The sequence below is a fragment of the Spirosoma gilvum genome (assembly GCF_054776815.1).
The window spans coordinates 639,070-653,167 of sequence record NZ_BAAHBH010000002.1 but is presented as its reverse complement, the minus strand read 5'-3'; the positions used below and the strand labels follow the sequence as shown (position 1 = coordinate 653,167).

Annotated in this window: 12 protein-coding genes and 1 pseudogene; 6 read left to right on the top strand and 7 right to left on the bottom strand. The window is 46.2% G+C overall.

The features are described from left to right. Nucleotides 1-204: 204 nt before the first annotated feature. From ACYVFD_RS07425 to ACYVFD_RS07415, 3 genes and pseudogenes are all read left to right on the top strand, one after another. A pseudogene (locus ACYVFD_RS07425) lies at nucleotides 205-378 on the top strand (RNA polymerase sigma factor); the annotation flags it as partial. A gap of 22 nt (nucleotides 379-400) precedes the next feature. Next, nucleotides 401-526, top strand: a complete 126-nt coding sequence (locus ACYVFD_RS07420; protein ID WP_461089463.1) for a hypothetical protein — start codon at nucleotides 401-403, stop codon at nucleotides 524-526. Nucleotides 527-839: 313 nt separating this feature from the next. Further along, nucleotides 840-1,598: a PAS domain-containing protein gene (locus tag ACYVFD_RS07415; protein ID WP_461089161.1), complete on the top strand. Its 759-nt coding sequence runs from the start codon at nucleotides 840-842 to the stop codon at nucleotides 1,596-1,598. 1 nt (nucleotide 1,599) lies between these two features. Here the strand turns inward: ACYVFD_RS07415 and ACYVFD_RS07410 are convergent, their stop codons facing one another. Further along, the gene (locus ACYVFD_RS07410; protein ID WP_461089159.1) at nucleotides 1,600-2,889 is read right to left on the bottom strand and encodes an FtsX-like permease family protein; all 1,290 of its coding nucleotides are present in this window, start codon (nucleotides 2,887-2,889) and stop codon (nucleotides 1,600-1,602) included. A gap of 866 nt (nucleotides 2,890-3,755) precedes the next feature. Between ACYVFD_RS07410 and ACYVFD_RS07405 the strand changes: the two genes are divergently transcribed. Both ACYVFD_RS07405 and ACYVFD_RS07400 read left to right on the top strand, forming a co-directional pair. Beyond that, nucleotides 3,756-4,082, top strand: coding sequence for a PadR family transcriptional regulator (locus tag ACYVFD_RS07405; protein WP_461089158.1), 327 nt, complete (start codon nucleotides 3,756-3,758; stop codon nucleotides 4,080-4,082). A gap of 3 nt (nucleotides 4,083-4,085) precedes the next feature. Next, on the top strand, nucleotides 4,086-6,785 hold the full coding sequence (locus tag ACYVFD_RS07400) for an FtsX-like permease family protein (RefSeq protein ID WP_461089157.1): 2,700 nt from the start codon (nucleotides 4,086-4,088) through the stop codon (nucleotides 6,783-6,785). Between the two features lie 722 nt (nucleotides 6,786-7,507). Here ACYVFD_RS07400 and ACYVFD_RS07395 read toward each other — a convergent pair. Beyond that, nucleotides 7,508-8,347, bottom strand: coding sequence for a DUF2490 domain-containing protein (locus ACYVFD_RS07395; RefSeq protein ID WP_461089156.1), 840 nt, complete (start codon nucleotides 8,345-8,347; stop codon nucleotides 7,508-7,510). 628 nt (nucleotides 8,348-8,975) lie between these two features. Between ACYVFD_RS07395 and ACYVFD_RS07390 the strand changes: the two genes are divergently transcribed. Then, nucleotides 8,976-10,547 (top strand): hypothetical protein, encoded by a 1,572-nt coding sequence (locus ACYVFD_RS07390; RefSeq protein WP_461089155.1) that lies wholly within the window; start codon nucleotides 8,976-8,978, stop codon nucleotides 10,545-10,547. A gap of 97 nt (nucleotides 10,548-10,644) precedes the next feature. On the opposite strand, the gene ACYVFD_RS07385 is transcribed toward ACYVFD_RS07390, so the two are convergent. From ACYVFD_RS07385 to ACYVFD_RS07365, 5 genes are all read right to left on the bottom strand, one after another. Further along, a complete protein-coding gene (locus tag ACYVFD_RS07385; protein WP_461089154.1) occupies nucleotides 10,645-11,514 on the bottom strand; it encodes an aldose 1-epimerase family protein in 870 nt (289 codons plus the stop codon). 86 nt (nucleotides 11,515-11,600) lie between these two features. Beyond that, nucleotides 11,601-12,068 (bottom strand): 30S ribosomal protein S7, encoded by a 468-nt coding sequence (rpsG, locus tag ACYVFD_RS07380; RefSeq protein WP_461089153.1) that lies wholly within the window; start codon nucleotides 12,066-12,068, stop codon nucleotides 11,601-11,603. 139 nt (nucleotides 12,069-12,207) lie between these two features. Further along, nucleotides 12,208-12,639 (bottom strand): 30S ribosomal protein S12, encoded by a 432-nt coding sequence (gene rpsL / locus ACYVFD_RS07375; protein WP_020594858.1) that lies wholly within the window; start codon nucleotides 12,637-12,639, stop codon nucleotides 12,208-12,210. Between the two features lie 160 nt (nucleotides 12,640-12,799). Further along, nucleotides 12,800-13,141, bottom strand: coding sequence for a DUF3467 domain-containing protein (locus ACYVFD_RS07370; RefSeq protein ID WP_461089152.1), 342 nt, complete (start codon nucleotides 13,139-13,141; stop codon nucleotides 12,800-12,802). 85 nt (nucleotides 13,142-13,226) lie between these two features. Beyond that, nucleotides 13,227-13,949 carry a LamG domain-containing protein gene (locus ACYVFD_RS07365; protein ID WP_461089151.1) on the bottom strand — a complete coding sequence of 241 codons (723 nt, stop codon included), beginning with the start codon at nucleotides 13,947-13,949 and terminating at the stop codon, nucleotides 13,227-13,229. Nucleotides 13,950-14,098: the final 149 nt, after the last annotated feature.

Genomic DNA, 14,098 nt, shown 5'->3' with positions numbered 1-14,098 from the left:
TTCAATACATAGTCTCACAAGAAAGCTCCTACTTAAGACGCAGGAGTTTCCATGTATCTGTTTCTCAAATGGGGTGTTTTAAGAGATAGTAAGCTTCATAGGGCACCTTTCCACCTACCCATCTTGAAGAGCGCCAAAAATATTTTTGCCTAACCTTGTGATTTTCTCCCTTGGTCTGCGAATAATTAGACAAACCAGTCGCCCATGCCATCAACGCCTAAAACTGAGCGATTCCTCGCCGTTCTACAGACCCATAAAGGCATCATCTACCCCATCGCCCGGGCTTATTGCCCCCAACCCGAGGATCGACAGGATCTGGTGCAGGACATCGTACTTCAACTATGGAAAGCTTTAGATACCTATTCTGACCAGTATTCTACCTGGATTTATCCGCATTGCCTTGAATGTAGCCATTTCCTACTACCGGAAAGAAAAACGACGTCAATCCCTGAATCAACCCCTTTCTGACCGACTGCTCTTTTTGGTGGAAGATACGCCTATCGATGACGTACTGCAATCGGGATAAGCGGTGGTTCCAGTTGTTGTTCAATGATCGCGAATGCCCCCATGCTGAAGTCAATGGACCTGTTGAGTCAGATTGAAGTCTATCAATCGGTGGGAGGAAAAGGCTTTAAGCTTCAAATAGCTGCTTTTGTTGGCCGGGAATCTTCGTGAAGTAAGAATTTTAGTAACTTTTCAGAGCAAATCAGGTTGCCTAAATGACTCCCCCCAGCAGGCCTACAAAATTGGCTTAGCGGCTAGTCGGTAACCCGTAGACTCTTGCTCCGTCTAGAACGTAAAGTACCACGGTAGCCCTTTATTAATCGACTCTGATCCCCATGACCACCAGTCTGCTTCTACCAACTGACCAACTGCTACAGGCCCTGATTCAAGATAGTCAGCTCGGCCTTATCCTGTATCGGATTATCCGGGATTCGACGGGACATCCCCTTGCGTTTTGCTATCAGCTGGTTAATTCCGTAGCGGCATCACTGTTGGGGGCTACTCCGCAGGAACTGGTAGGTAAAAACTGTCAAGAGGTGTTCCCCCAGGGCGACGACCTGCGCGCTTACTACAACCAGGTCGCCATGGATGGACAGAACCTGCGCATCGATTATCAGTTACCCCAGGATGGACGCTGGTTCCAGGTGCACATCACCAGCCAGGGGTATGACACGCTGTTGTGTTTTTTTACCGACATCACCGAGCGGGTGGAGGCCGAGCAGGCCTTGATCAAAAACCTGACTTTGTTACAGGAAACCGAAGCGTTAGCCGCTATCGGCAGTTGGGATTATGATCGATCCACGGGGAGTTTTTTCTGGTCGACGGGCATGTACCAGTTATTTGGCCTCGAGTTGGGGAGTCCTGTCTCGACGCAAACGTATCTGAGCCGAGCCACAGCGGCTGATCAGGCCTCGGCCCAGCGTTTAGTCGAGCTGATGCTTGGCTCGATGGAGCCCTTTGAGCAAGAGCTTTCTATTGACCGGCATGGCCAAGAGGTCCGTATTCTGATCAAAGGCGTCGTTCGGGCGGATGGGGAAGGAGCCTTTAGCTGGGTACTGGGTATTGGCAAGGACACTAGTGCGTCCGATCAGTAGCTCACTGTCTCAATTTCGTAGGCCGATCGGTAGGATGAGTCCCTATTTTATAATACCCTCCCACTTGAGACGAAGTGAGGTTTAAGTACCTATAATTCGGGCGATTGTTGAGAAAGGCAAAATCAACCACAGCATCGACGATAGATCGATACTGTGGTTGACTGCATTGACAATGCGGTTTAAGTTTGGCAAACAGGAAGCCTTGGTAGCCCTGCAAATAAAAAATAGTAGGTTTAATGGGCTCGAAGGGCGATTTCATGACCATATTCTTGACCACTCCCAGAATCTTGAAGGTGCCCACCTCATTAAAGTCGCTCTTCCAGCGGATTAGTTCACCTACTGGCGATTCTCCGGATTGGTTTGTTAACCCCATTTCGTCAACAGTGGCTTCATTGAGAACCAAACCCGCCGAATCCGTCGCCAAGGTACTGGAGAAATCCCGCCCAGCCACAAACTGCCAACCAATGGTTTTACCATAATCAGCGCTCACCCGTACGGTACCAAAACTAGGATTTAAAGCCGGATCTTTTCCACACCAGCTAAAACCACCGTTCATGGCTCCAATGTCGGTCACCCGGCTAGAAGATTCCGCTACCTGAATCACCAGGCCTGTTTTGAGCAACTCGGCCATAATCAGCTCAGATTTGCCATCAAATTCAGATGTACTTTTGCGGAATTCGAGCAGGTTTTGACGTGAATAGCCTACGGGACGGTCTTTAGCGAACTGAATTTGCCGGTACACAACCAGCGTACCAATAAGCAGGATGGTGGAAACCGAAAATTGAATGACAACCAGCACCTTCCGAGGAGCGGCCTCTCCGCGGCCAGCCAACCAGTTACCCTTTAAAACACGAATGGGTTGAAATGAGGATGGAAAAAGCGTCGGATATATGCCGGATAGCAAACTGGTGACCAGTAGGAAAGCGCCAATCAAGGCCCAAAAAACGGGGTATCTCCACAACAGAGCCAGGTGTTTGTCTGCCACATAATTAAACCAGGGTAAAGCTAGTTCTACATCGACAAGGGCGAGAACTAAGGCGATGGTGACTGTCAATAAGGATTCGGTAAAAAACTGGTTCATCAATTGGCGACGCATCGACCCAATAGCTTTGCGGATGCCGACTTCTCGAGATCGTTTTTGACTGCGGGCCGTGGCCAAATTCACATAATTGATGCTGGTTAAGCCCAGTACAAACAGACCAATCAGTCCGTACACCCAGACATAGCGGAGGGCTGGGCTGGTGACCACAGCGCCATTTTCATACGTAGAAAATAAGTGCCAATCGCGCATGGGTTGCAAAAACAGGGTTGGCTTGAAGGCCGCCTGTTGAGGATCGACATGCGCTTGTTTTAGAGTTTTGATGCGGGCCGAAACCCGCTCAAAGGAGGTATGGGGAGCGAGGTGGACATAGATCTGCAGAAAGTCGTTGTTCTAGTCTTGCTGGCGGTCACGAATGTAATCGTAGGAAGCCAGCAGCAATTCCCAGGGGCAATAAAGGCCACCTCGTTGAACTCCGAGTTAGCGGGAAAGCCCTGTATGTCAAAAGTTTGTTTCGAGAGCATACGCTAGAAGAAACAAGACGATTTTGATGAGAAACACTGCTTCAGTGACGGCATGAATCTTCTTTGGAAACCGCATTGTAATTTGACCGTTCCGGCGGCCCGGCTCAAAGGTACGCTTGCTCTACGCTATGTCTTTTTTGTGTTTCTATCAACCAACTTTCACACAACTTAGACTAGTTAGTAAAGAACAGGCTTAACTGCTTATTTGATACCAGCCAGCCCAGTAATTATATCTTATTTAGCGAAACATAGCCTCTTCGTTTCAAGCGGGAGCTTTTTTGAGATGAAGGAAATCGTAGGTTACAACAGGTAGTACGCAAGTTTGCGCTCCAACTCCCCTATTGGACTCATAAAAGAAAGTCGGCTCAATAGCTTATCGTTTTTAATGAAGGTAGGTTAGTTTACGACTTCCGGTACTGACAGTGGGTCTATATTCGCTCATCTCTATAGTTCGCCAGCGGACATCACCTGTACGTTTTCGGACAACTAAAGTCAAGAAAATTCCCTACAAGCTACTGATAAACTGATAGTTATCAGTGTGGCATTTGATTTGTTTAGCAAATAATAAGAAAATAAATCGATCCGAGAGACACCATGGGTAGAATGTATCTGGGGGAATTTAAAGAACTCGTCCTGTTAATGGTGGCCAACTTCAATGGGGGAGCTTATGGGCTGTCTATCGCTGAAGAATTAAAACAATGTACCGACCGGTCCATTAACCTCAGTGGCATCCATGTCGCCTTGTATCGGCTGGAAGAAAAAGGCTTTGTCACATCAGATCTGGGCGGGGCTACGACCGCTCGGAGAGGTCGTCGTAAGCGACTTTTCTCGATCACGGCTTACGGCAAACGAACTCTGGATGAACTGCGGCAAGTCCGCAATGACCTCTGGAGATCTATTCCCAACCTGGCCGTTTCGTAAACCATGGCACAACGTCCACCTACCCCTTTGCCCCGTAACGACGGACCGCCAGCCTGGGCAGATCGGTTACTCCGGTTTATCTGTCCAGTCGAGCTTCAGGAAGAACTACTCGGCGACTTGCATGAACAGTTTGAGGAGCAGGTAGCTCGGCTGGGTAAATCGACGGCACGACGGCGCTATATCTGGGAAGTCATCCGATTTTGTCGACCTTACTTTATTCGCCACCAATTGCGAGCACAGTTGACGGATTTAAATTCAGCGCCATCACTACTCAATCCGAACATGTTCCAGAACTATCTCAAAATCGCATTCAGAAACCTATCCCGAAACAAGGGATACTCGGCCATTAACATTGGTGGGTTGGCAGTAGGCATGGCCGTAGCTATACTCAATGGACTTTGGCTATGGGACGAATTATCGTTTAATACCTACCACCAAACTTATAATCGCGTGGCTAAGGTCACCGAGCAAGGTATTACCAGTGAAAAGAAGCCCTACCGGGGAACGTATTTACCCTATCCAATAGCTGGTGAGCTTAAAACCAAGTATGGGGATTATTTCAAGCATATCTTATTAGCCTTACAGCCAAATGATTATATACTGACAGTTGGCGAAACGAAACTCACGCAAATGGGGCAGTTTATCGAATCTGGTGCTCCGGATATGCTGGCGCTAAACATGCTTGAAGGGACTCGAAACAGCCTTGCCGACCCCCATTCGATCATCCTGTCAGCCTCAGCAGCACAGGCCCTCTTTGGCAATACTGACCCGCTGAACAAAGTGGTCAAGGTCAATGCTACTATGGATGCACGGGTGACGGGGATTTACGAAGATTTACCCTATAATACAGAGTTTCGTGATGTAAAATTCTTCGCTCCCTTTAGTTTATGGACCTCCGTAAACCCATGGGTAAAGGAACAGGGCTGGGACAATTGGTTTGTCTATACTTACGCCCAGCTACAACCCCAGGCGGATTTTGATCAGGTTTCTAGTCTCATTAAAGATATCGAACTAAGTAATCTCAAAAAACTACAAGGTAAGCAGGAGCAGATCGCACGGCACCCACAAATTCGCCTACTACCTATGAGCCAGTGGCATCTGCGTGGAGGTCGTGATATGACCGATAATAGCCCAGTGCAGATGGTCTGGTTGATCGGTTGCATTGGTGTGTTTGTGCTGCTGTTGGCTTGTATCAACTTCATGAATCTGAGTACGGCCCGCTCCGAAAAACGCGCCAAGGAAGTTGGCATTCGCAAAGCGGTAGGGTCACGTCGAGGGCAACTGATTGGCCAATTCTTTAGCGAATCGTATTTAGTAGTTATACTGGCCTTTGGCCTATCACTCCTGCTCACACTGATTGCGTTGCCACTGTTTAATGATATTGCCGCCAAGCAAATGGCTATTCCCTGGACTGCTCCTTATTTCTGGCTGATCAGTCTAGGCTTTATGCTGCTGGCAGGCTTTGTAGCGGGTAGCTATCCGGCGCTCTATTTATCGTCGTTTCAGCCCGTTAAAGTGCTTAAGGGAACGGTTGGCCTAAGTGCGTTTCGGCTGGGGCAATTAGGCGTCACCCCACGTAAAGTACTGGTCGTCATGCAATTCACTGTATCTGTTATACTAATAATCAGTACAACAATCGTCTACCGGCAGCTTCAGCACGCTAAAAATAGGCCAATTGGCTATAGTCGGGATGGCCTTTTGTTGATTGAGAAGAAGACCAATGATTTTAATGGAAAGCATGAGCTTCTCAGAAGTGAACTGCGAAATACCGGTGTAATAGAGGAAGTGGCCGAATCGAGGAGTTCTGTCACTAACATCACGATGTGGAATGCAGGCTTTTCTCGAAAAGGGACTGAGATTAATTGCCCAAATGGTTGTGGTACGCTGTCGGTATCGCCAGAATATGGTAAAACAGTAGGCTGGCAGTTTATGTCAGGACGCGATTTTCAGCGAGGATTGACGTCAGATTCTATGGGACTGGTTGTCAACGAGTCCTTTGTCAAATTAATGGAAATGGCTGGATCACCTGTTGGGGAGATACTAACCTGGTCACCAGGCTGGCGTCCCGCTAAAACCTATAGTATTTTGGGTGTGGTGAAAGATATGGTCTCAATGTCGCCCTATGAGCCAACCATTCCGACTGTTTTTCTAATAGAAAATTTTAATAACTGGATTAATATCCGAATCAAGCCGACAATAAGCGCTTCGGAAGCCTTACCCACGATTGAAGCGGTCTTTAAGAAACTCATTCCCACAGCTCCTTTCGACTATAAATTTGCCGATCAGGAATATGCGCTAAAGTTTTCTACCGAAGAACGAATTAGCAAGCTAGCCGCTTTTTTTGCGACGCTCGCTATATTTATTTCCTGCCTGGGTTTATTCGGGCTGGCATCCTTTACCGCCGAGCAGCGTACCAAAGAGATTGGCGTTCGGAAAGTACTGGGTGCATCAGTCATCAACCTATGGGTAATGCTCTCAAAAGAGTTTTTGCTATTGGTCCTTATTGCCTTTTGCGTTGCTACGCCCATTTCCTATTATTTTCTGGGAAATTGGCTTCAGAAGTACGCGTATCGTACAGAGCTGTCGTGGTGGATTTTTGCGGCTTCAGGAGTAGGGGCTTTGGCTGTAACTCTATTCACAGTGAGTTATCAAAGTATCAAAGCGGCTTTAATAAATCCTGTAAAAAGCTTGCGTAGTGAATAAGGGATTTATTAGAATATTCAGCAAGTCATCATCCATCTACATGATGAGTAGATTTACCGTTTCGTACAAAATTCATCACTTACTCAATCAGAGGACAGAACCATCTCAAGAAGGCGCCTTATTTGAGAAAAGCTGATTAATGATGCTATTCGCTTCGGAATGACTTTACTGGATTCGCCATTTGTACAAGAGGCTCCTGCGATCCCGATTTGTTGGCTTCGCTCATCAATGAGGATAATTGACCAGGTAGCCCGGCAGGTTAGGTGAAGTAAGAAGACCATCACCCCGGTTAAAAAAATAGATTTCATGATTGGTTAAAAGCAGTTTAGCCGTAAGTGGATTGAGCTGGAAACTGTCTTTCTTCCAGAAGGTTACAGTTGGTTCAAAACTAAATGATGTTGGGACTTGCTGAATTTGCCTCCTAACATGGGCAATAGGGTTTGGGGAAAGCCAACTGAAAGACGGGACCGCCCGAGCGGTTGTTTGATCTGATAGTCTCAGTATCCGGTGTTGGCCCCGTCATTACTACCGAGTTGCTGATTGCCACCAATGAGATACAGGCCATCAACGAACCCAAAAAACTAGCGTCTTCGGTCGTCCGATTGTCATGCTGGAGTAGCTCTGAATACCGTTCAGGTAGTAGTACCCGAGCCGGGCGGCAAAACTAAAGTGAGTCATCAGGCGGCAGCGGCCGACCGTCCGTAAACGGTTTAAAAGCTAAATCACTTTTCATAGGGATTGACTTCGCCTTCATGTCGTAAATGTCTTTGCTGGAAGGGATTGCGCAGAATCAAATCGATCATCATCGTCATTGTTGTATTGAATGGACTTGAGGCTTCACTTCGGTAGTTTTGATATAAAAAACCTACGTCAATATCCAGTTTCAGGGCCCCTCTCGTCTGATGTCGAAAATAGCCAGCCAATCGGTTTTCCGTTAATAAGAACGGTTTAAACGCTGGTATCCCATCTTCCTGATTGCTAAGATTCTGCTTATCAATGGCAGCCAGTACTTCGTTGCTTAGGATTAAAAAATTCTGCTTTTGACGGCCCAGAGGCATCCTGGCCTGAAGCATGTACCGAAATCTTAATTCGAAAGGAACTTCCCAGGATTGTTTATACTGGGGCGTATAAAACCAGCGAAAATCCTGACGAGCCTGGTGAATAAGCTCAAGTTTACCGGCATAGTGGGTGTAATATAGGCGAAACGCAGGCCGAATCTCATTGCGAAACGCCGGTAATTTAGTCGAATAGTAACTTCGATTAGTATACCCGCCGGAAAGCGCCAATTTCCAGCGATTTGTCAGTTTAAAGACGAATTCCTGAGAGATGACCTTCAGACCCTGATAGGCTACAGGCTGGGTGTCATCAGCACCGCTATGCCGACCCAAGCCCAAATTGGTTACCGACACCCAGCGAGTACCCAGTTCCTGATTGATGCCAAGCGCCACCCAGCTTGCCAACTGTCCACCCTGTGTTTCGGACCCAATCTGCCCCCACGTTTTTTGAGAAATAGCCCAACCAGACAGCACCAACAGTCCTCTGAAAATTAACCTTTTACCCATTAACCGCAAACCTACATTTTTTCTTCCATCATTTTGAGCGCTTCCTCATCCTGATGTTCGACAATTTGCGCTTTCAGCTGTATCGATTTAAGCCAATTAATCCAAATACCCTATGGTAGGCAAACGGCTCTACGGGCAAACTTGATCGGTAGCCGAAGGGCCTTTTTTCCAAAAGTATTTTACCTGGGAGAGAAAAGACATACATATAGTGTTGATTTTAATGTCAGTACACCTTAAGTTGGTCAGATTTGAAGTGCCATTATTTGAGGTGGTAAGCAATTCGATACATGCAATTGAAGAATTAGGTTCTTCAAAAAACGGCTACTGGTTCCACCATTGCGTTCCGACTTAGACCTATATTGCCATGTTACCCATGATGCTCAGAAAGCCCAAATAACTATTTTCAGAGAGTTTCTTAGGAATGAGTAGAACCCACCTTATACATTAGCAGATTATCATCAATTAATTATAGTTTTCATACGGGTATAAACTCAAAAAAAGCCAATTATTTCAGAGTAAAAGGAAGTAATAAATAAGAAAAATCTTAAAACCGACGATTATCAGCCGATAGACGAAATCTTGGTCGTATTTTTGCGTTTTTTATGACAGACTACCCTCGAACGTCCTTATGACCCGAACTGTCGGTATAGTATCCTTGATGTTGCTTCTTATATCATTTGTGAGCAGCTATGCACAGGAATCAAAGCCATTACAACTCGTCTTTCCAACTCAAAACAACTGGAATACCGTTTCAGAAGGAACATCCGTCCGGTTTGATCTAAAAGCGACAGGTTCAGTAACCGATACACTAGCATTTTCATTCGGTAGTGATCCAGTAGAAGGCATGCATCTGGATTCGCTAGGCCATTTTACCTGGGCGCCCGGTTTCGATCTGGCCGACCGGATTCAGACAACGAAAACCTACCCTGTCACCTTTGAGGTACGAAACAGTCATGGCCAAGTAGCCTCACATACTGTCGACTTTAAAGTGCAACATGTCAATCGCCCACCGGTGATCGACGAGTTACGCCCGTTTTACGTAAGCTACCGAACGCAGAATTCCTATAAAATGGATTCGCAAATAGTGCATGACGATGATGGGGACCCAATCGTATTCATTCCGATTACGGATCAGATGCCGGAAGGTAGTAAACTCTCGTCGCAGGGCGAACTAACCTGGACCTTATCATTGAATCAGTTCAATCGGCTGAAACAAAACCCGCAGTACATCGAATTCTGGGTAGAAGATCAGCCTTCTAAAGCGCGTACCAAAGGTCGGCTTAAGGTAGAGGTGACGCAGATGGACCTACCACCCGATATATCCGTTATTCCGAAAGAATCGCATTACAAACTCCGCGAGAACGCTACCGTCAACCTTAAATTCTACCTATCTGACCTCAACGGAGAAGATGATGTCTCGACCTTCGGATTTTTATCGGATAATCAGAACATTCCCAAATCAGCACTGATCAAAAATACGAATAACCAATATGAATTTATCTGGCAGCCTGGCTATGATTTCGTCAAAGATCCGTATGATTCGCTGAATGTTCAGATCACGTTTTACGTGCTGGATAAAGCGCAAAACCGAGAAGAGAAACGAATTACATTTACGATTCTCAATACGGTAAACGAAGCTGAAAAAGACCGCTACTACTATGCGCAATACCGGCAGGCACTAGTACAAGCCTGGGGATTAGTGGAACAGCTCAGCGAAAAGGAAGAACAGCTCAAACGCGACTACCGGAAAGCCAAAGGCGGAAAACGCAATCGGTCGGTAGCTAATGCGTCGTTAGGAGCAATAACGGGCGTATCACCCGCCATTACGGCCAATGACCCAAATTCTCAAAAGATTATTTCAGCGGTTGGCGGCACAGCGGTTCTAACCATGGGTACCCTCGAAGCCACTGAAGTCATTGGGAAATCGATGAAAGATCTGCTTGATCGCTACAATTATGTATTGGGTAAGAAAAGCGAATTACAGAATAAGGGCGATGTATTTGCCCGTGAATTTGCCCTGAAATCATCCCGACGTAGTAACGAATTCATCAAGAAGCTGGACGATTTTCGTAATTCAATGAGTTTAAGCGGTCTGGTAGCCCTGGAGTTGGACGCCAACTGGCAAAGCAAAAAAGACTCATCAGACAAAGCCATTAAAAGGACGTTCAAAGACTTTACCCCGCTTGAAGAAACGCAATAGTAGTTTACAGGCTTCTGTCTTTAGTCTTCAGTTCGCTGACGCAAGTATTATTGATGCGTCAGCGAACTGAAGACTAAAGACAGAAGCCTGTAAACTGTTAGACGATTTCTACCGTAAAAGCAGCCTCAAACACATCTCCCTCGCCCACTTTCTGGATAGCTTCTTTTTCCTGAATGGGTTTGAGTTCCCCTTCGCTGTCGGCGCAGCCTAACCAGGGTTCAATACAAACAAAGGGGGCACCCGGTTTGGCCCATAGTCCTAAATAAGGGAAATCTGGAAAACGTACGGTCACGGTATGATCATGGCGTTCGCTCCGAATGGCAACACGACGGGAAGCCAGGTTTTTGAAAACCAGCGCATCCTGATCAAACAAATGCCGGGTCAATGGCAATCGATTTCCTTCAGTAGGAACAGGTCTAGTTTCGCCCGTAAAGTAACCCGCAGCCGACAGCATATGGGTTTCTAGTGGTTCTTCCTTTTCAAATTCAATAAAATAATCCTCGTAACTCTCGTTTACGTAAAATGGAACGTTGAATGCCGGATGCGCGCCAACGGAGAAGAAAATCGGTTTATTATCTTCATTCACAACCCGATAGGTCACTGTTAGTTGAGACTCCTCAATCTCATAGATGATCTGAAATTCAAACGCATACGGATAATGCACGCGAGTAGCGCTACCTGAACGCAACTGAAACACAGCGTGAGTAGCCGAAGATTCGATGGTTTCAAAAACCGACTGACGAGTAAATCCGTGGCGTTCAATCGGATATGTTTTCCCATCGACAAGCAGTTGATTATTCAGGCAACCACCGACCACCGGAAATAGGTTAGGTGCGTGCCAGTTCCATACCATTGGGTCGGCTTGCCAGAGGTGCTCAATACCACTCGGTTTATGCAGAATCGAGGTAAGTTCAGCCCCTTTCGGGCGAATCGAAACACGGAGGATGTCGTTTTCTAACGTAGTCATAGCGCCAAAAATAACAAAAGCCACCCAATAGTGGGCGGCTTTTGTCAGATTCAACAGCCTTCGGGAACTGGAACTGTTGAGTTGGTTTAGAACCGGAAGTGCGAGAACGCCTTGTTGGCTTCAGCCATACGGTGCGTATCGTCCTTCTTTTTAACAGCAGCGCCTTCGCCTTTTGCAGCGGCAACGATTTCGGCTGCTAACCGGTCTACCATGGTTTTTTCACCCCGCGAACGAGCGTACCGGATAAGCCATTTCATGCCTACCGCGACCTTCCGGTCTGCCCGTACTTCGGTTGGTACCTGGAAGGTAGCTCCACCGACGCGACGGCTTTTTACTTCAACTGATGGCATTACGTTATTCAATGCCTTTTTCCACGTATCGAGCCCGTTTTCGTTGGTGCGCTTAGCTACTACATCGAGGGCATCGTAGAAAATTGAGTACGCCAGGCTCTTTTTACCTTCGTACATCAGGTTATTAACAAATTTGGTTACGAGGACCTCCTTAAATTTTGGATCAGGTAACACGTAACGCTTGGGCGGTTTCGCCTTTCTCATGTGTTCTTCAGATTTTTGGTCTTACTCTGCCGTGTTTTTCAACGGGCAGTCAATTTTTTAATGTATAATGACTAATGAACAATGTACAATGATGGCTGTTGCAGGCCATTTTTCATTATACATTTTACATTATTCATTCTTACTTTTTCTTACCTTTTGCTGGAGGAGCACCTTTGCCGCCTTTAGCTGGGGCCTGACCTGGTTTCGGACGTTTGGCACCGTATTTCGAACGGCTTTGCAGACGACCATTTACACCAGCCGTATCGAGGGCTCCCCGAACGATGTGATAACGAACACCTGGCAAGTCTTTTACCCGACCACCCCGGATCAGCACGATCGAGTGCTCCTGTAGGTTATGGCCTTCACCTGGAATGTAAGCGTTCACTTCCCGGCCGTTCGTCAGACGAACCCGGGCAACTTTACGAAGAGCCGAGTTTGGCTTCTTCGGCGTCGTTGTGTACACACGGGTGCACACACCCCGACGTTGCGGGCAGGCATCCAAAGCTGGTGATTTCGACTTGTCGATCAGCTTCTCACGCCCTTTACGCACTAATTGTTGTATAGTAGGCATTATTGATTTTGGTTACGAAAAAACAGTCTTCCCGAATTTTGAGGTGCAAAGATAGGGAAAAATAATATAAGTTGTAGAGTTGTACGGCTATAAAGTTGTAGAGTTAGCCGCCTGGTAGTTAACTCTACAACTTTATAGCCGTACAACTCTACAATTGCATTTATGCTTGCCCGACGGGACCGCCAAAACCACCGGATGGAAACCGGAATGAGTCATTTGGCTGGTTAATGCCTCCGTAAGCCTCTTCGAAGCGACTTATGTTTTCACGAAGGGCATCCAATAATCGCTTGGCATGCTCAGGCGTCAGGATAATCCGGGCTTTAACTTTCGCTTTGGGAACGCCCGGCATCAGGCGGATAAAATCAAGAATAAATTCACTGTTGGAATGCGCAATCATCGCCAGATTGGCATAGACACCCTCGGCAATCTCTTCGCTCAGTTCGACATCAATTGATCCTTCCGGGTTTGGGTTTTGCTGCTGTGTACTCATACTATTTATCATTGGCAATTGCTGTTAAAGGACTTATGACCTACCAACAATTACTATATGTTTGCAGATTTAAATGGTTTGTGTTAAAGCCTTAGCTTTAATGGGCCAAATATACCTGCATTATTTCATTAACAGTAAGCGTACGGCTGTATACTTGTACATCATCAATTTTCCCTGCAAAATACCCACTATTCTCTGCTGGAAATAAATGGGCTCCAATATTAAGTCGTTTGGTAGGCTCAGTGTATTGTCCACTAGCGGTTGATTTCTGAACACCATCCACAAACAGCGTAAACGAATTCCCTTGTTTTACTAATACTACATGGTGCCAGTTTGTATCATTAAACACCACTCCGGAGTTATCCAAATTACAACTTATACCGCCCAGCAGGACAGCCAGTTTATTCCCTTTATTACATAGTCCATTGCTCATAATCACGCCGAAGCCATTCAGCTTAGGATTTCCATAATACATAATGACGGCGTCCTGATTGAAGTTGTCGGCTTTTACCCAGCAAGCCATTGTTATGGTAGAACCATAATCGATATTATCCACATATACCACTGAATTGGCTCCATTAAACTGATAGGCCGAATTAGGCGTTTCAAATCGATCAGTAGTTGGTGTTGCACCCACCACCTGAGCTGTATTATTATTTCCGCTTCCATCAGTACCGCCTTCTGAAAAGCGGTAACAGCTCGCTACACCGCTTATGGGTGAACATGGTGTTTGTGGAGGAAATTGGTGGTCTTGAAGAGAACAAGCATCCAGAAAAAGCCAGACGAAGAAACAGATAGAAGCGTAAATGGTGTTTTTCATAGAATCTTAAATTTGCGCGGAAAATGGCCTAAAACTATGAATTATAGAATTTCAATAGTAACCAGAGTAAAAAAAATATATCATTCGGTGCTAATGGGTAATTAAACAAACTCCCACTTAACTACGAATGATATATTTGACTTCAGGAG